This window comes from Streptomyces sp. NPDC015345, assembly GCF_043078805.1.
In the GTDB taxonomy this organism is placed as follows: domain Bacteria; phylum Actinomycetota; class Actinomycetes; order Streptomycetales; family Streptomycetaceae; genus Streptomyces.
Genome location: NZ_JBIBTX010000005.1, coordinates 395,378 through 412,666, shown reverse-complemented (window position 1 = coordinate 412,666; position 17,289 = coordinate 395,378). Strand labels below are relative to the sequence as shown.

Below are 17,289 nucleotides of genomic sequence, written 5' to 3'. Positions count from 1 at the left end.
CGGCCTCGACCGTCACCCGATACCGGACCGGTACCGCAACGTGCACCGATGTGGAGGGGCCGTGACAGGGGTCACTTCTTGCTGGCGATGACTGCCTTCATGACGTCCTTGGCGATGGGCGCCGCGAGCCCGCCACCGGAGATGTCGCCCCGGTCGGCGGCGCTGTCCTCGACGACCACGGCGACGGCTACCGGCGACCCGGAGTCCGTCTTGGCATACGAGATGAACCAGGCGTACGGGTTCTTGCTGTTCGCGACGCCGTGCTGCGCCGTACCCGTCTTGCCGCCGACAGTGACGCCGGGGATCTGCGCCCGGGTGCCCGTACCCGTCTTGACGACCGTCTCCATCATTTCCTGGAGCTTCTGGGCGTTCTCCTTCGAGAGCGGCTCGCTCATCTCCTTGGGCGAGTGCTTCTCGACGACGTCGAGGTTGCGCGCCTGGAGCTCGCTGACCATGTACGGCTCCATGAGCGTGCCGTCATTGGCGATCGCGGAGGCGACCATGGCCATCTGAAGCGGCGTCGCGGCGGTCTCGAACTGGCCGATGGAGGACAGCGCCGTCTGCGGCTTGTCCATCTCCTCGGGGAAGTTGGAGGCGTTGGAGCGCACCGGGACGAACTGCTCGGAGTTGAACCCGAACTTCTTCGCCGTCTCCAGCATCTTGTCCTTGCCGAGATCGGAGCCGATCTTGCCGAAGACGGTGTTGCAGGAGACCCGCAGCGCCTCACGCAGCGAGGCGTTCTTGCAGGGGAGGTCGCCCTCGTTCTTCAGCGGGGTGGTGGTGTTCGGCATGACCCACGGCAGCGGCGAGCGCGTCTTGCCGTCGATGTCGTCGTACAGGCCGTGCTCGAGGGCGGCCGCCGCCGTGACCACCTTGAAGGTGGAGCCGGGCGGGTAGGTCTCGCGCAGCGCGCGGTTGACCAGCGGCTTGTCCTTGTCCTTGTCGAGTTCGATGAACTTCTCGGCCTCTTCGTTCGTGTTGCCCGCGAAGTCACCGGGGTCGTACGAAGGGGTGGAGGCGAGGGCCAGGATCGCGCCCGTGGACGGGTCGATCGCGGCGACGGCACCCTTGCCGCGGCCCTTCAGACCCTCGTACGCGGCCTTCTGCGCGGCGCCGTTGAGAGTGGTGACGACATTGCCGCCCTCCTTCTTCTCGCCGGTCAGCATGTCGAGCGTGCGGCGGAAGAAGAGCCGGTCGTCGTTGCCGGTGAGAATGCCGTCGTCGATGTACTCCAGCTGGTTGGCACCGATGCGCTGCGAGGAGTAGCCGGTGACGGGGGCCCACATGGGCCCGTCCTTCCAGGTCCGCTTGTACTTCAGGTCGCTGCCCGGGGTGGCCTTGGAGCCGGTGATGGGCTTGCCGTCCACGATGATGTCGCCGCGCGGCTGGGAGTAGCGCTCGATGGTGACGCGGCGGTTCTTCTCGTGCTTGGCCAGGGTGTCGGCCTGGACGTACTGGAGCCAGTTGTCCCGGGCGAGCAGGGCGAGGACGAGCAGCCCGCAGAAGATCGCGATCCGGCGCAGGGGCTTGTTCACGGTCGGACCACCTGGGTCATTTCGGCGTCGGGGTTCGGGGCGGGGGACGGGGCGGGACGGCGCGCGGTGTCGCTGATCCGGATGAGGATGCCCACCAGGGCCCAGTTGGCGATGACGGAGGAACCGCCGTACGCCAGGAAGGGCATGGTCATACCCGTCAGCGGGATCAGGCCCATGACGCCGCCGGCGACGACGAAGACCTGGATGGCGAAGGCCCCGGAGAGGCCGATCGCGAGGAGCTTGCCGAACGGGTCGCGGGCGGCGAGCGCCGTACGGACGCCGCGCTCCACGATCAGGCCGTAGATGAGCAGGATCGCCATGACGCCGGCCAGACCCATCTCCTCGCCGAAGGTGGCGAGGATGAAGTCGGAGTTGGCGGCGAAGCCGATGAGGTCGGAGTTGCCCTGGCCGAGCCCGGTGCCGAGGACACCGCCGGAGCCGAAGGCCATCAGGGACTGGGCGATCTGCTCGGTCTGCTGGAGGGTCTCGGGGGCGAACGGATTCAGCCAGGCGTCCACACGCTGCTGCACGTGGGGCTCGAAAGAGGCCACGCCGACCGCGCCCGCCCCGGACATCAGCAGACCGAACACGATCCAGCTGGTGCGCTCGGTGGCGACGTACAGCATCACGACGAACATGCCGAAGAACAGCAGCGACGTACCGAGGTCGGTCTCGAAGACCAGGATGAGGATCGACATGGCCCAGACGACGAGGATCGGACCGAGGTCGCGGCCGCGCGGCAGGTACAGCCCCATGAAGCGGCGGCTGGCGAGCGCGAGCGCGTCGCGCTTCACCATCAGATAGCCGGCGAAGAAGATCGCGATGACGATCTTCGCGAACTCACCGGGCTGGATGGAGAAACCGCCGACGCTGATCCAGATCTTGGCGCCGAAGACGTTCCTGCCGAGGCCGGGCACCAGCGGCAGGAGCAGCAGGATCAGCGCGCCGACCATCGAGATGTACGTATAGCGCTGCAGGACGCGGTGGTCCTTGAGCAGGAGCAGTACGGCGACGAAGAGTGCGACGCCGATCGCCGAGTACATCAGCTGGTTGGGCGCGGCTTCGACGAAGGTCTTGCTCTGCTGGAGCTTCTCCGACTGGTCGAGCCGCCAGATCACCACCAGCCCCAGGCCGTTGAGCAACGTCGCCAACGGCAGCAACAGCGGGTCCGCGTACGCGGCGAACTTGCGTACGACGATGTGCCCGACGCCTGCGAGCAGGCCGAGTCCCATCCCGTACCCGAGCATGCCGGTGGGCACCTCGCCCGTCAGTGCGAGTCCCACATTCATGTAGGCGAACAACGGGATGACGACCGCGAAAGCGAGCAGCGCGAGTTCGGTGTTGCGCCGGCTCGGCGCTCCGATCGCGCCGATCGTCGACGTTTGTGTAGTACTGCTCATGGCGTGCAGAGGCCCCCAACGGCTGCTTACTGCTTACCGCACAGCGGGACCAGCTTCTGCTCATCCTCGGAGAGGCTGGGGCCGGGTGTGGGAGTCGGTGCGGTCTTGGACTTGTTCTTGTCGGTCGTGCTGTTCTTGTCGTTCTTGTCGGCCGGGTCCGACGGGTTCGTGGTGGGGTCGTCGCCCGGAGCCTTGGTCAAGCCGGTCGTGCCGCCCGCCTCGCCCTCACCGGGCTTGGCGTTCTCCTTGCGGTTCTCGCGCTCCACCTCGCGGCGCTCGGCGTCCTTCTTGCACGCGGAGGCCTGGAGACCCAACTCCTGGATCTTGCTCCTGGCCTCGTCGAGGTTGCCCTCGGCGATGGTGGCCTCGACCTGCTTGCGCTGGTACGGCGGCAGGTACTTGAGTTCGATCTCGGGGTGGTCCTTCTCCACCTTCGACAGGCTGACCCAGGCGAGATCCTGGTCGATGCCGCGGTAGAGGGCGATGTGTTCGTCCTTCGTGCCCACGTAGTACTGGGTCTGCGTCCAGCGGTAACCGCCGTAGAGACCGCCGCCGATGACGGCGAGCGCGAGCACCGCGTAGAGGGATCTCTTGACCCACTTGCGGCCGCCGCCGGGCTTCACGAAGTCATCGTCGTCGTACGCCCCGAAGCTGCCCTCGGGGGCGTACCCCCTGGTGTCGCCGCTTCCGGGGGGCCCGAAGCCGCCGCCCTGCCCATGGGGGCTCTGCGGCGGCACCGGACGGCCGAGGCCCGACGCGCGGCCCGCGGGCGTCTGCATGGCGCCGTCGTCCTGCGACTGGAGCTGGTTCTCGGCGACCGCGCCGACCACCACGGGGGTGTCGGACAGCTGACCGGCGAGGGTGTCGCCGCTGTCGATGTCCAGGACGTCGGCGACGATCACCGTGATGTTGTCGGGGCCGCCGCCGCGCAGGGCGAGCTGGATCAGCTCCTGCACGGTCTCCTGCGGGCCCTGGTAGGACGCGAGGGCGTCCTCCATGGTCTGGTGCGACACGACTCCGGAGAGGCCGTCCGAGCAGATCAGATACCGGTCGCCGGCGCGGACCTCGCGGATGGAGAGGTCCGGCTCCACATGGTCACCGCTGCCCAGCGCGCGCATCAGCAGGGAGCGCTGCGGGTGGGTGGTGGCCTCTTCCTCGGTGATGCGGCCCTCGTCGACGAGGCGCTGCACCCAGGTGTGGTCCTGAGTGATCTGCGTGAGCACGCCGTCCCGCAGGAGGTACGCGCGCGAGTCACCGACGTGTACGAGACCGAGGCGCTGCCCCGTCCACAGGAGGGCGGTCAGGGTCGTCCCCATGCCCTCCAGCTGGGGGTCCTCCTCGACCATCAGCCGCAGCTGGTCGTTGGCCCGCTGCACGGCCGTGCCGAGTGACGTCAGGATGTCCGAGCCCGGAACGTCGTCGTCGAGCGTGACGAGCGTCGAGATGACCTCGGAACTCGCCACCTCGCCCGCCGCCTGGCCCCCCATGCCGTCGGCGATGGCGAGGAGACGGGGGCCGGCGTAACCGGAGTCCTCGTTCCCCTCCCGGATCATGCCCTTGTGCGATCCGGCGGCGAAACGCAGAGAGAGACTCATGCGCACCTCGCCCGTCGGCTCCGGGTACATCCGCACGGTGCCCACCCTCCGGTCGGGAGCGCGCCGGCGTCCAGTGCCTGGACAGCCGCTTCGGCTCGCTCGCTCCGCTCGCGCTCATTCATGATGTAGCACTACTTCCGCAGCTCAATGACGGTCTTGCCGATGCGGATCGGCGCGCCCAGCGGAACGGGCGTCGGGGTGGTGAGTCGGGTCCGGTCGAGATACGTGCCGTTGGTGGACCCGAGATCCTCGACGATCCACTGGCCGTCACGGTCCGGGTAGATCCTGGCATGCCTGCTGGAGGCGTAGTCGTCGTCCAGCACGATCGTCGAATCGTGCGCACGGCCCAGCGTGATGGTCTGGCCCTGCAACGCGACCGTCGTGCCCGCGAGGATGCCCTCGGAGACGACCAGCTTGGTGGGGGCGCCGCGGCGCTGGCGGCCACCGCCGCCCTGCTGCTGGCGCTGCTGGGGAGGCGCGGCCTGCTGCTGTCGGGCGGCCTGTTGCGGCCGCTCGCGGCGCGAACCGCGCTGTGTGACGCGCGTTCCGAACAGGTCGCTGCGGATGACCTGGACGGCCACGATCACGAACAGCCACAGAACAGCTAGGAAACCTAGCCGCATGACCGTCAGGGTCAGCTCTGACATTGCCCCCGCTTCACCCTTCGGCTTGCCGGTAAACGATGGTGGTTTGGCCCACGACGATCCGCGAGCCGTCGCGGAGCGTAGCGCGGGTGGTGTGCTGCCCGTCTACCACGATGCCGTTGGTAGACCCGAGATCCTGGATCGTCGAGGGCGTTCCGGTCCGGATCTCACAGTGCCGGCGGGAGACGCCGGGGTCGTCGATCCGCACATCGGCGTCGGTGCTGCGTCCCAGCACCAGCGTCGGGCGGGAGATCTGATGGCGGTTGCCGTTGATCTCGATCCAGCGCCGCACCTGGGCGCCCGGAAGCGGACCGGCGCCGGGGCCCGAAGGCCTCGCCGCCGCCGGGGACTGGCCGCCGGGGCGGCCGGCGCCGGGCGGTGGTGCCGCCGGCATGGGAGGTGCGCCACCGGGAGCCCCGGAGGAACCGGAGGAAGGCGGCTGCGGATAGCCATAGCCGCCGCCCGCTCCGCGGCCGGGAGCCGCGGGGCCGCTGGGGCCGGGGCCCGTCGCGGCCCGCTCGGGAGCCTGGGAACTGCTGGAGGCGAGCGTGCGGCTGCGGACGCGGTACAGGCCGGTGTCGAGGTCCTCGGCCTTCTCCAGGTGGACCTTGATGGGGCCCATGAAGCTGTAGCGCTGCTGCTTGGCGTAGTCGCGCACCATGCCGGAGAGCTCGTCGCCGAGCTGCCCGGAGTAGGGGCTCAGACGCTCGAAGTCGGGCGCGCTGAGCTCCACGATGAAATCGTTGGGGACGACGGTCCGCTCGCGGTTCCAGATCGTCGCGTTGTTGTCGCACTCACGCTGGAGGGCGCCGGCGATCTCGACAGGCTGAACCTCGGACTTGAACACCTTGGCGAAGGTGCCGTTGACCAGACCTTCGAGTCGCTGCTCGAACTTCTTCAGGACTCCCATGGGGCACCTCCTCCGTCGTAGTCATCCTGGTACTGCTTACTGATCGTATCCACGCGCCGGGAAATCGGCTGGTTCCCCCTGTCCGCCCAGTCGACGAGTGTCGCCTCTCACAAGGCATGCCCGCACCAGGCCCCAGGGATCCTCCCAGGACCCCTGACGAGCCCCTGACTTCCGGTTCCGGAAACCCTTCCGGGTGGATGCTCGGAATGCCTGCTCAAGACTCCTCTTACCAGGGATCGTAGAGGGGGTCCCAATCCAGTGTCCCGCACCTGGCTGCCGACCTCGGCGGCTCGGTGGGGAGCGGGGCGGCGCGGGTGGGTCGCGGGTGGGGCGTGGACGGGTGTTCGGGGTGTTCGGGAGCGGGCGGGAGTCGAGTGCGGGTCGGGCGTGGTGTGGAGCCTGGGGGTGTGAGCGGGGGCGGGAGCGCGGGGTTCGGACGCGGGGGGGGGGTGGGAGCGGGGACGGTGGCGCGTGCCGATGAGGGGCGGATCCCTTGGCAGGTGCCCGCCGAATACGGATGTGAATCCACCCTCCGCAGCGTGCTAATCTTCTGGATGTCGGCAGGCGCTCGCACCACACAGTGAGAGACCCAAAGACAACACCCATGCGCGGGTGGCGGAATAGGCAGACGCGCTGGATTCAGGTTCCAGTGCCCGAAAGGGCGTGGGGGTTCAACTCCCCCCTCGCGCACCATGAGGAAGCGGTCCTCCTCCGGACGAAAGTCCGAAGGGGGGCCGCTTCTCTTTGTGTCCGTCGCCGGTCCGAGATCGACTCGTCCGCTGCCCGGGGCGGGGCAGTGATGTATGTCACCGAAGTTATCCACAGGCTCTGACGGGTGTCGACGAGCGGCGGTACCTTCGAGGCCAGGGCCGTTGGTCGGGCGGGTTTCGGCGGGGGGCGATGGGCATGGCGGAGCTGAGCAGGAGCGAGGGGTTCGGGGGCGCGGTTCCCGGGCAGCGAGGCGGCCGGGGGCGGAATGCGGCGCCGGACGGGCGGCTGCCGAGGGTGCCGGGGTTCGCGTCCTGGCCCGCGCAGGGATCTCCCAAGGACGAGGGCAAGGCGCTGCGTAAGCGGGTCGCCCGCTCCGCGCACGCACAGTTCGAAGAGGGCGTCGGACGCCCTGACCCCCTGGCCGCCGTCGAGCAGTCGAACCGCAGCAGGCTTCCAGAGCTCGCGCCGATCCGGGTGGGCAGGATGGCCGCCTCTCCCTTCGCGTTCCTGCGGGGTTCCGCGGGACTCATGGCGTACGACCTCGCGCGCGCCCCGCTGACCGGTATCGGCGCGCAGATCTGCGGGGACGCGCACGCGGCGAACTTCGGGCTCTACGGGGACGCGCGCGGCGGCCTCGTCATCGACCTCAACGACTTCGACGAGACGGTGCACGGCCCCTGGGAGTGGGACCTCAAGCGGCTGGCCACCTCCCTGGTCCTCGCGGGGCGCGAGGCGGGGGCCGGCGAGGACGTCTGCGCGGCCGCCGCGCTGGACGCCGCCGGGGCCTATCGCCGCACCATGCGGCTGCTCGCGAAGCTCCCGGCGCTGGACGCGTGGAACGCCATCGCGGACGAGGAACTGGTCTCGCACACGGACGCGCGTGACCTCCTCGGCACGCTGGAGCGCGTCTCCGAGAAGGCCCGGCATAACACGAGCGCCCGGTTCGCCGCGAAGTCGACGGAGCGGGTCGAGGGCGGTGACGGTTCCGAGGGGCGGCGCTTCGTCGACACTCCGCCCGTGCTGCGCCGCGTACCGGACGCGGAAGCGGCCGCCGTGGCCGCTTCCCTCGGGGAGTACCGGCAGACGCTCACCGAGGACCGGCTGCCGCTCCTCGGGCGGTACGCGATCCAGGACGTGGCATTCCGCGTGGTGGGCACGGGCAGCGTCGGCCTGCGGTCCTATGTGGTGCTGCTGCTCGACCACCGGGGCGAGCCGCTGGTGCTCCAGGTCAAGGAGGTGCGGCCCTCCGCCCTGCTGCCGCATCTGCCCGGGGCGGGCTTCAAGGTGCCCGACACCGAGCACGAGGGGCGGCGGGTGGTGTCCGGTCAGAAGCGGATGCAGGTCGTCAGCGACTTCCTCCTCGGGTGGACGACGGTGGACGGACGGCCCTTCCAGGTACGCCAGTTCAGGAACCGCAAGGGCAGCGTGGATCCGGCGGCGCTGAGCCCCGACCAGCTCGACGACTACGGCCGCATGACCGGCGCCCTGCTGGCCCGCGCCCACGCGCACAGCGCCGACCCACGCCTCATAGCGGGGTACTGCGGCAAGAGCGACCAGCTGGACGAGGCGATGGCACGGTTCGCGACGGCGTACGCGGACCGTACGGAGGCGGATCACGCGCTGCTGGTGCGGGCGGTCAAGGAGGGGCGGATAGCCGCCGAGGCGGGGGTGTGACGGACGTGCTCGCGGTGTGCTTCCGGGGCGGGGCGCCGGGTGCCCTACGCTGGACGAGTGACGATCCCGGAAGCCGAGCCGACGCAGCCCGAGTCCCCTGAGACCCCCGTGTCTTCTGAGGCCTCCGCGTCTCCTGAGACCCCCGGCGAGGGGGCGCGGCGGCCGGGCTCCGAGGGGCGGCTCAAGGACCAGCTGAAGGAGCGGCTCAGGGCGCGGTCACAAGGCGCGGGCGAGGGCGAAGCGCCTCGTGAGGAGCCGGTCGCGCGGCCCGAGGAGCGACTCGAGAGGGCCGTGCGCGCCGCCGAGCAGGCACTGATCGAGTACGAGATCGCGTTGGAGACCTTCCGGGTGGAGGTCGAGAACTTCTCCCGGCTGCACCACCAGAAGCTCGGCCCGATGTACGCGCGCCTCGACGAACTGGACGCGCGGATCGCCGAGGCCACCGCGGCCCGCACCGGCGACCCCGAGGACGTGCGCAAGGCGGAAGAGGCGCGGGCGCGGGTGATGCCGATGCCGGGCGTCGAGGAACTGTTCCACGGCTGGATGGACGACGAGGGGCTCTACCCGGAGGCCGCCGCGATGCTGACCGATCAGTCGGTGCGGCCCCCGCAGCGGGTGCGGCCCGGCGAGGAGGCCCGCAAGCTCTACCGCGAGCTGGCCCGCAAGGCCCACCCGGACCTGGCGCAGGAAGAGGGTGAGCGGCAGCGGCGCGAGGAGTTCATCACGCGTGTCAACGCCGCGTACGCCCGCGGGGACGAGGCGCTGCTGCGAGAGCTCTCCGAGGAGTGGGCCGCGGGGCCGGCGCCCGAGGAGCAGCGGCTCACCCGCAGCGAGGAGCTGTACGCGAGGCTCGAATGGCTCGCCCAGCGCAAGGAACTCCTCACGGTCCTCGCCAAGGAGCTGGAGGAGAGCGCGATCGGCGGCATGCTGCGCCTCGCGCCCGACGACCCGGACACGCTCCTCGACGAGATCGCCGAGCAGCTGCTCGCGCAGGTCGCCGAGCGCGAGGCCGAGCTGGAGCGGCTGACCGCCTAGTCGCGCCGGTCGCGTCCGCGGGCGGGCGCGGGTCGGGTAGCGTCGGGGACATGGCTTTCGGAACTCATGTGCCCACGGTCGGCGTCGAAGACCTCACGAGCGGCGACTTTCTGCTGGACGTCCGGGAGGACGACGAGTGGCAGGCGGGCCACGCGGCGGGCGCGCTGCACATTCCGATGAGTGAATTCGTCTCCCGGTACGGCGAGTTGACCGAGGCCGCGCCGCAGGACGGCAAGGTCAACGTCATCTGCCGGTCCGGCGGTCGCTCCGCCCAGGTCGCGATGTACCTCGGGCAGCAGGGCATCGACGCGGTGAACGTCGCCGGTGGCATGGAGGCCTGGGCCGCCGCGGGTCGCCCCGTCGTCGACGACAAGGGCGAGCCGGGCTCCGTCATCTGAGGCCGCGCCCGCGGCGTATGGGCTCACCCGCCCGCGCCGAGCTGCCTGAGCCGCTTCAGCCGAGCGCGTGGGTGGCCAGCAGATCGCCCAGGGTCTCCTCGTGTGCCGCCGCCGGGCCGAGGGAGAGCTCCAGCTGCTTGGCCCAGGCGTGGTAGCGGTGCAGGGGGTAGTCGGTGTCGGCGCCGAAGCCGCCGTGCAGGTGCTGGGCCGTCTGCACGACCCTTCGTACGCCGTCGGACGCCCAGATCTTGGCGACGGACACGTCCGCGGTGGTGGGCAGGGCGCCGTCCGCGCCGGTGCTGACGCGCCAGGCGGCCTGCCAGAGGGTGACCTCCATGGCGCGCAGGTCGATATAGCGGTCGGCGGCCTGCACGGCCACGGCCTGGAACGTGGCCACGGGGTGCCCGAACTGCTCGCGCTTGCCGGTGTATTCAGCGGTCATACGCAGGACACCCTCGCCGAGGCCCAGGGCGAGCGCGCAGGCGCCGGTGGTGAGCAGGTCGCGGAGCCGTTCCCAGGCGTCGTCGGCCTCCAGGACGTCGGACGCGGCGACGCGGACGCCCTCCAGGCGCAGCTCGGCGAGACGCTCTCCGCTGGTGGAGTACTGCTCGGCGAGGGTGAGGCCGTCGTGGTCGCGCGGGACGAGGGCGAGGATGGTGCGCCCGTCGGGTGTGTGGGCGGGGATGACGACCAGGTCGGCGTTCTGCGCCCAGGGGACGGCCGTGTGCAGTCCGTCGAAGAGCCAGGCGCCGCCGTCGCGCCGCGCGGTGACGGCCAGTTCGGCCGGGTCGTGGCCGGTGCGGCCGGTGGCGGCGACGGTCAGGACGAGTTCTCCGCGCACGGCTCGGGGGAGAACCCGCCGCTTCACATCATCGCCGCCGTACGTCTGTACGGCCCACACGGCGGCGCTGTTCTCCAGCAGCGGGACCCGTGCGAGGACCTTCGCGGACTCGCGGAGCACCAGGCACAGGGCGATGGCGTCGAGGCCCACGCCGTCGTGCTCGGCGCCGACGAGCAGGCCGAGAAGGTCGGCGTCGGCCAGCCTGGACCACAGGGCGCGGTCGAAGTCCTCGGCGACGGCCCCGGGCGTGAGGGCCGGGCTCGGCACCCCGTCCGGCGCGACGTCGGCGAAGAGCGCCTTGGCCGTCTCGACCACGGCCTGCTGTTCCTCGGTGAAGGTGAAGTCCACTGCCTGTCCTCCCGCGCACCGGTCCCGCATACCTGACGGGGCGTCAAGATAGAACAGGTTCTAGAGGAAGGGAACAGGGAGGGGCAGGGAGAGGCGCGGGTGAGGCGGGGGCCTGGCGTCCGGCGGTTGGGGACGTGCGGTCAGCGGTCGAAGTCCAGCTCCACCGTGGCCGTGACCGGACGTGACTGGCACGCCAGTACATAGCCGGCTTCCGTCTCCTCCGGTTCCAGCGCGAAGTTCCGGTCCATCCGGACCTCGCCCGAGACCCGGAAGGCGCGGCAGGTCCCGCACACCCCGCCCTTGCAGGCGTAGGGCGCGTCCGCGCGGTTGCGCAGGACCGTCTCCAGCAGCGTCTCACCGTCCAGGACGGGCCAGGTGCCCGAGCGGCCGTCGAGGGTGGCCGTCACCGTGCTGTCCGAGACCGTGGCCGTCGGGGCCGGAGCCTGGGCCGCGGTGGCCACACCGCCGTCCACGTGGAAGATCTCCTCATGGATGCGCCCACGGGGCACCCCCAGGGCGCGCAGGGTCCGCTCCGCGCCCTGCACAAGCCCGAACGGGCCGCACAGGAACCAGCCGTCGACCTCCGCCACGGGCAGCAACGCCGGCAGGAGCCGCGTGAGCCGCTCCTCGTCGAGACGTCCGGAGTCGAGGCCCGCCTGCTGCTCCTCGCGGGAGAGGACCGTCACCAGCTGGAACCGGTCCGGCCAGCGGTCCTTGAGGTCGGCTACCTCCTCCAGGAACATCGTCGAGGCGGCGGTGCGGTCGCTGCGGATGAGGCAGAAGTCCGCCAGCGGCTCGCGCTCCAGGAGCGTCGTGACGATGGAGAGCACCGGGGTGATCCCGCTGCCGCCGACCACCGCCGCGTAGCGTCCGGGAGCGGGTTCCAGGGTGAAACGGCCGGCCGGAGTCATCACCTCCAGCTCGTCGCCTGTGGCGAGCTCCTTGAAGGCGTACGTCGAGAAGGCGCCGTCCTCGACGAGGCGCACCCCGACCCGCAGCGTCCGCGGCTCGTCCGGGGCGTCGGGGCGCGGGGCGGGGGAGCAGATCGAGTACGTACGCCGGATCTCGGTGCCGTCGACGAAGCGGCGTATGGCCAGGTGCTGGCCCGGGGCGAAGCGGTACTCCTCGCGCAGGGCGGGCGGCACGTCGAAGGTCAGCGTCACGGAGTCGTCGGTGAGCCGGTCGACCGCCGCTACCCGGAGCGGGTGGAAGCGGGCCATCACAACTCCTTGAAGTGATCGAAGGGTTCACGGCAGGAGGCGCAGCGGCGCAACGCCTTGCAGGCCGTGGAGGAGAAGCGGCTCAGCAGCTCCGTGTCGGTCGAGCCGCAGTGCGGACAGCGGATCGACAGACTCAGGGGGACCGGGCCGTCCGCCGGGTGGGAGCGCGGCGGCGCGATGCCGAACTCGGCGAGCTTGCGGCGGCCTTCGGCGCTGATGTCGTCCGTCGACCAGGCGGGGGAGAGCACCGTGCGCACGGAGACCTCGCCCATGCCGTGCTCGTGCAGCACCTGCTCTATGTCTGAGGTCATGGCCTCGATCGCCGGGCAGCCGGTGTACGTGGGGGTCAGCTCGACGTCGACCTTGCCGGGGGCGAGGAGCCGCACGCCGCGCACCACACCGAGGTCGGCCAGGGTGAGCACCGGCAGCTCCGGGTCGGGGACCGAGCCCGCGAGGGCAAGGAGCTCCGCCTCCAGGGCGCTGGGCGTGGTCGTCACCATGACGCCCCCGGATGGCTGCGGTGCAGATGCTGCATCTCGGCGAGCATGCGTCCGAACGGTTCGGTGTGCAGGCCCTGGCGCCCTGCGCCCGCCGTCCACGCACCGACCTGCGGCCCGTCCGGCACGGTCAGGGTGGCCCGCTCGATGACGGCGGTCACCGAGGCCGTCCAACCGTCCCGCAATGCCCGGCAGTCGACGTCCAGGCCGTCCACCGGCTGGAACATCTCGCCGGTGAAGCGCCACAGCGCGTCGAGTCCGCGCTGCATGCGCTCGTGGCTCTCTGCCGTCCCGTCGCCGAGCCGCAGCGTCCACTGCTCGGCGTGGTCCTGGTGGTAGGCGACCTCCTTGACGGCCTTCCCCGCCAGGGGCGCGAACTCGCCGTCTCCGGCGGCCAACTGGCCGTACAGCAAGGTCTGGTAGGTGGAGAAGTAGAGCTGGCGGGCGATGGTGTGCGCGAAGTCGCCGTTCGGCTGCTCGACCAGTTGGAGGTTGCGGAAGGCGCGCTCCTCGCGGAGGTATGCCAGCTCGTCCTCGTCGCCGGCCAGGGAGAGCAGGACGCGGGCCTGGCCGAGCAGGTCGAGGGCGATGTTCGCGAGGGCGACCTCCTCTTCGAGGACAGGGGCGTGTCCCGCCCACTCCCCCAGGCGGTGCGAGAGCACCAGGGCGTCGTCCCCCAGGGCGAGGGCGGGCTGGGCCCGCGTCGACGTGGCGGCAGGGGTGGGTGTGGCGGTCACAGGTGCTTCACCCCCTCCGGGATCTCGTAGAACGTCGGGTGGCGGTAGGGCTTGTCGCCGGCCGGTTCGAAGAAGGAGTCCTTCTCGTCCGGCGAGGAGGCGGTGATCGCGGCGGAGGGCACGACCCAGAGGGAGACGCCTTCGCTCCTGCGGGTGTACAGGTCGCGGGCGTTGCGCAGGGCCATCTCCGCGTCGGGCGCGTGCAGGCTGCCGGCGTGGGTGTGGGAGAGCCCGCGGCGGGAGCGGACGAAGACCTCCCACAGCGGCCAGTCGGTCGAGCTGCTCATGCTGTCGCCTCTCCGTGCTGTGCGGCGGTGCCCTGTCGTGCGGTGTCGCCGGCGTGCGGGCTGTCCGTGCGGGGGGCGGCCGCTTGCTTCTCGGCGTAGGCCGCCGCGGCCTGTCGGACCCAGGCGCCCTCCTCATGGGCGCGCCTGCGCTGGGTGATGCGCTGGTCGTTGCAGGGGCCGTTCCCCTTGAGGACGTCCCAGAACTCCGTCCAGTCGATGGGGCCGAAGTCGTAGTGGCCCCGCGCCTCGTTCCACACCAGGTCCGGGTCGGGGAGTGTCAGGCCGAGCGACTCGGCCTGGGGGACGCAGATGTCCACGAAGCGCTGGCGCAGCTCGTCGTTCGAGTGGCGCTTGATCTTCCACGTCATCGACTGCTCGGAGTGCGAGGACTCGTCGTCGGGCGGCCCGAACATCATCAGCGAGGGCCACCACCAGCGGTTCACCGCGTCCTGCGCCATCTCGTGCTGTGCCTGGGTGCCGCGGCTGAGGGCGAGCAAGGACTCGTACCCCTGGCGCTGGTGGAAGGACTCCTCCTTGCAGACGCGGACCATCGCGCGGGCGTAGGGGCCGTATGAACAGCGGCAGAGGGGGACCTGGTTGGTGATCGCGGCGCCGTCCACGAGCCAGCCGATCGCACCGACGTCCGCCCAGGTCAGCGTGGGGTAATTGAAGATCGACGAGTACTTCTGGCGGCCCGAGTGCAGCTTGTCGAGCAGCTCGTCGCGGCTGGTGCCGAGCGTCTCGGCGGCGCTGTAGAGATACAGGCCGTGGCCCGCCTCGTCCTGCACCTTGGCCATGAGGATCGCCTTGCGCCGCAGGGAGGGGGCGCGCGTGATCCAGTTCGCCTCCGGCTGCATGCCGATGATCTCGGAGTGGGCGTGCTGCGCGATCTGCCGGACCAAGGACGCGCGATAGGCATCCGGCATCCAGTCGCGCGGCTCGATGCGCTCATCGGCGGCGACCGCCTTGTCGAAGGCGGCCTGCTGCTCGGCCGAGGACGTCGCGTCGACCGGCTCCGTCCTCGCCGCTCCGTGTGCGGCTGCTGTCGCCATCTCGGTCCCCCTCGACCTGAGCGAACTCGTTCCGAACGAACCGACCGACCGATCGTTCGGTTCATTGGATTCAATGGTGCGGCGCGGCGCCATAAGGTGTCAACCCTGTGGATAACTTCGCGAACGCTGTGCGCGGCGGGCGGGCCTGAGTACCGTTCCGGCGGCAGGGTTCGAGCGGGATCGGGGAACGGGGCGGAATGGACGGGAACGACAAGGGCACGAGCGGGGAGCCCGGGAAGCCTGCCGGGCCCCGCCCGCAGGCCCCAGGGCCCGGGCCCGCCCTGCCGCCGCCCGACCCGGCAGCCGCGCCCGACACCCCGACTGCCGCGCCGCCCGCCCCGGCAGTCGCGCCCACCGCCCCGCCCCCCGGCATCGCCGGACTGAAGCTCGGCCACCAGATCGCCGCGGCCTGTGCCCTCGTGCTCGTCGCAGTGGCCGCATGCGTCCACGTGGGGATGCTCTTCCTCCATGTGGCTCCCTCGAACACCCTGACCAAGCAGCACGGCGACGCGGTCGACGCGTGGATCTACCCCGAGTTCGAGCAGAACTGGAAGCTCTTCGCGCCCAACCCCCTCCAGCAGAACATCGCGGTGCAGGCCCGGGCGGAGCTCCGCACGGCCGACGGAGGGGTGCGGACCACCGACTGGTACGACCTCTCCGCGCGGGACGGCGCCGACATCGACGGCAACCTGCTGCCCAGCCACACGCAGCAGAACGAGCTGCGGCGCGCCTGGGACTTCTACGCCGGCTCGCACGACGCGCAGAATCGTCCCGTCGGCCTGCGGGGCCAGCTGTCCGAGCGCTACATCCGCCGCATCGCGTACATGCGGCTCGACCGGGAGCGGCCCGGCGGCAAGGGCGACGAGATCGTGCGCGTACAGCTGCGCTCCAGGACCACGAATGTGCGGCCGCCCAAGTGGAGCGAGGAGAAGGTCTCCCCCAAGCCGGTCCACCGGCTGCTCCCCTGGTGGCCCGTGACGCCCGACGACCTGCCGCTCGCCTCAGGAGGCACCTCGCAAGACGGCTCGGAGAACGGTTCGGGAAGCACCTCGTCAGACGGTTCGGGAAGCGGTCCGCGTCCGAACGCCGAGGGGACTGCCCGGTGACCCGTATCGAACGCCCGCTGGTGCGGGGGGTCAACAAGGTCACGGGAGCCGCCCTCGGCCCGTACCAGACCGCGGTGGTCCGCATAGGTTCCGCCGCCACCTGGCTCTTCTTCCTGCTGCGGGAATTCCCCCACCGCCACGAGATGTACGGGCCGGACGGCCCTTGGGGCTGGGACATGGCCCGGCAGCTCATCTCGGGCAACCACGCCTTCACGGTCCTGATGTGGTCGGACGGGCGGCTCTGGTTCGAGGTCGTCTACGCGCTGGCGATGCTGAGCAGCGCCCTGCTGATGCTCGGCTGGCGCACGCGCACGATGTCCGTGCTGTTCATGATCGGTGTGCTGTCGCTCCAGAACCGCAGCATCTTCATCGGCGACGGCGGCGACAACGTCATCCATCTCATGGCGACCTATCTGGTGCTGACCCGGTGCGGCCAGGTCTGGTCGCTGGACGCGCGGCGTGCGGCACGCGCGCGTGCGGAAGCGGGCAGGGCGGTCGGCCAGGAGGTCGACCAAGCGGTCGGCCAGGCCGCCGACCGGGGCGTCGACCGGGTCGGGCCCGTGCTGTGGTGGGTGCTCGGGCTCGCCCTGTCCGTCGTGACCTTCATGGGGGAACTCAGCGGCGGATGGCTGCTGATCTTCTGGGGGCTGTGGCTCGCGCACGGCCTGTGGGGGGCGGTGGGCCGGCGCGCCCCGCACGGCGAGCTGCGCAAGCTGCTCGACGTCATCGCCAATGTCGTCCACAACGCAGGCCTTCTCCTGATCATGGTCGAGGCCTGCCTGATCTACGCCACCGCGGGCTGGTACAAGATCCAGGGCAGTCGCTGGCAGGACGGCACGGCCGTGTACTACCCGCTGAACCTCGACTACTTCTCCCCGTGGCCCGCCCTCTCGGACCTGCTGTCGTCCAACGGCGTAATGCTGATGCTGGTGACGTACGGGACGGTCGCCGTGCAGGTGGCCTTCCCCTTCACCCTCATCAACCGCCGGGTGAAGAACGTCCTGCTGGCGGCGATGATCTTCGAGCACGCCGTGATCGCCGTCGTCCTCGGGCTGCCGTTCTTCTCGTTGGCGATGATCGCGGCCGACGCGGTCTTCCTGCCGACGTCGTTCCTGTTGCGCCTGGGCGGGTGGGCGGCACGCGCGCGTGGAGCGGTGGTTTCCCGTGTGCCGCGCTCCCGTCCGACGCTCGCCCGTCTGACGCGCGTGGGCCCTCTGCCGCGGACCCCACGGACGCGCAGCGGGGCGGGAAAGCCGCCGAGCACGCGCGCGTAGGCTTCACTCCATGAACAGGACGGAT

16 protein-coding genes and 1 tRNA gene are annotated in these 17,289 nt (G+C 70.6%); 6 read left to right on the top strand and 11 right to left on the bottom strand.

Features of this window, described 5'->3' with window-relative positions:
* Positions 1-71: 71 nt before the first annotated feature.
* The 5 genes from ACF062_RS23150 to ACF062_RS23130 all read right to left on the bottom strand — a co-directional run bounded on the left by ACF062_RS23150 (position 72) and on the right by ACF062_RS23130 (position 6,084).
* Positions 72-1,535, bottom strand: coding sequence for a peptidoglycan D,D-transpeptidase FtsI family protein (locus ACF062_RS23150; protein WP_392140823.1), 1,464 nt, complete (start codon positions 1,533-1,535; stop codon positions 72-74).
* Positions 1,532-2,935, bottom strand: coding sequence for an FtsW/RodA/SpoVE family cell cycle protein (locus tag ACF062_RS23145; RefSeq protein ID WP_392140821.1), 1,404 nt, complete (start codon positions 2,933-2,935; stop codon positions 1,532-1,534). The genes ACF062_RS23150 and ACF062_RS23145 overlap by 4 nt, the downstream gene beginning before the upstream one ends.
* Positions 2,936-2,961: 26 nt before the next feature.
* A complete protein-coding gene (locus ACF062_RS23140) occupies positions 2,962-4,530 on the bottom strand; it encodes a Stp1/IreP family PP2C-type Ser/Thr phosphatase (protein ID WP_392140819.1) in 1,569 nt (522 codons plus the stop codon).
* 131 nt (positions 4,531-4,661) lie between these two features.
* Positions 4,662-5,177, bottom strand: coding sequence for an FHA domain-containing protein (locus tag ACF062_RS23135; RefSeq protein WP_127909422.1), 516 nt, complete (start codon positions 5,175-5,177; stop codon positions 4,662-4,664).
* 10 nt (positions 5,178-5,187) lie between these two features.
* Positions 5,188-6,084: a DUF3662 and FHA domain-containing protein gene (locus ACF062_RS23130; protein WP_356575660.1), complete on the bottom strand. Its 897-nt coding sequence runs from the start codon at positions 6,082-6,084 to the stop codon at positions 5,188-5,190.
* A gap of 606 nt (positions 6,085-6,690) precedes the next feature.
* Between ACF062_RS23130 and ACF062_RS23125 the strand changes: the two genes are divergently transcribed.
* The 4 genes from ACF062_RS23125 to ACF062_RS23110 all read left to right on the top strand — a co-directional run bounded on the left by ACF062_RS23125 (position 6,691) and on the right by ACF062_RS23110 (position 9,902).
* Positions 6,691-6,777, top strand: a tRNA-Leu gene (locus tag ACF062_RS23125).
* 213 nt (positions 6,778-6,990) lie between these two features.
* Positions 6,991-8,469, top strand: a complete 1,479-nt coding sequence (locus ACF062_RS23120) for a DUF2252 domain-containing protein (protein ID WP_392140816.1) — start codon at positions 6,991-6,993, stop codon at positions 8,467-8,469.
* Between the two features lie 57 nt (positions 8,470-8,526).
* Positions 8,527-9,504, top strand: a complete 978-nt coding sequence (locus ACF062_RS23115) for a hypothetical protein (protein ID WP_392140815.1) — start codon at positions 8,527-8,529, stop codon at positions 9,502-9,504.
* Between the two features lie 68 nt (positions 9,505-9,572).
* Positions 9,573-9,902, top strand: coding sequence for a rhodanese-like domain-containing protein (locus tag ACF062_RS23110; protein WP_320591960.1), 330 nt, complete (start codon positions 9,573-9,575; stop codon positions 9,900-9,902).
* 55 nt (positions 9,903-9,957) lie between these two features.
* On the opposite strand, the gene ACF062_RS23105 is transcribed toward ACF062_RS23110, so the two are convergent.
* The 6 genes from ACF062_RS23105 to paaA form a co-directional block, all read right to left on the bottom strand.
* Complete coding sequence (locus ACF062_RS23105; RefSeq protein WP_392140813.1) at positions 9,958-11,091, bottom strand: acyl-CoA dehydrogenase family protein; 1,134 nt, start codon at positions 11,089-11,091, stop codon at positions 9,958-9,960.
* Between the two features lie 140 nt (positions 11,092-11,231).
* Positions 11,232-12,311, bottom strand: a complete 1,080-nt coding sequence (locus ACF062_RS23100) for a 2Fe-2S iron-sulfur cluster-binding protein (protein WP_392140811.1) — start codon at positions 12,309-12,311, stop codon at positions 11,232-11,234.
* Complete coding sequence (paaD, locus tag ACF062_RS23095) at positions 12,311-12,811, bottom strand: 1,2-phenylacetyl-CoA epoxidase subunit PaaD (protein WP_392140809.1); 501 nt, start codon at positions 12,809-12,811, stop codon at positions 12,311-12,313. The genes ACF062_RS23100 and paaD overlap by 1 nt, the downstream gene beginning before the upstream one ends.
* Positions 12,805-13,545, bottom strand: coding sequence for a 1,2-phenylacetyl-CoA epoxidase subunit PaaC (paaC, locus tag ACF062_RS23090; RefSeq protein ID WP_392140808.1), 741 nt, complete (start codon positions 13,543-13,545; stop codon positions 12,805-12,807). The genes paaD and paaC overlap by 7 nt, the downstream gene beginning before the upstream one ends.
* Positions 13,542-13,832 carry a 1,2-phenylacetyl-CoA epoxidase subunit PaaB gene (gene paaB / locus ACF062_RS23085; RefSeq protein ID WP_223775731.1) on the bottom strand — a complete coding sequence of 97 codons (291 nt, stop codon included), beginning with the start codon at positions 13,830-13,832 and terminating at the stop codon, positions 13,542-13,544. The genes paaC and paaB overlap by 4 nt, the downstream gene beginning before the upstream one ends.
* A complete protein-coding gene (gene paaA / locus ACF062_RS23080; protein WP_392140805.1) occupies positions 13,829-14,884 on the bottom strand; it encodes a 1,2-phenylacetyl-CoA epoxidase subunit PaaA in 1,056 nt (351 codons plus the stop codon). The genes paaB and paaA overlap by 4 nt, the downstream gene beginning before the upstream one ends.
* A 197-nt stretch (positions 14,885-15,081) precedes the next feature.
* Between paaA and ACF062_RS23075 the strand changes: the two genes are divergently transcribed.
* Both ACF062_RS23075 and ACF062_RS23070 read left to right on the top strand, forming a co-directional pair.
* A complete protein-coding gene (locus ACF062_RS23075) occupies positions 15,082-15,990 on the top strand; it encodes a DUF5819 family protein (RefSeq protein ID WP_392140803.1) in 909 nt (302 codons plus the stop codon).
* Positions 15,987-17,264 carry an HTTM domain-containing protein gene (locus ACF062_RS23070; protein ID WP_392140801.1) on the top strand — a complete coding sequence of 426 codons (1,278 nt, stop codon included), beginning with the start codon at positions 15,987-15,989 and terminating at the stop codon, positions 17,262-17,264. The genes ACF062_RS23075 and ACF062_RS23070 overlap by 4 nt, the downstream gene beginning before the upstream one ends.
* Positions 17,265-17,289: the final 25 nt, after the last annotated feature.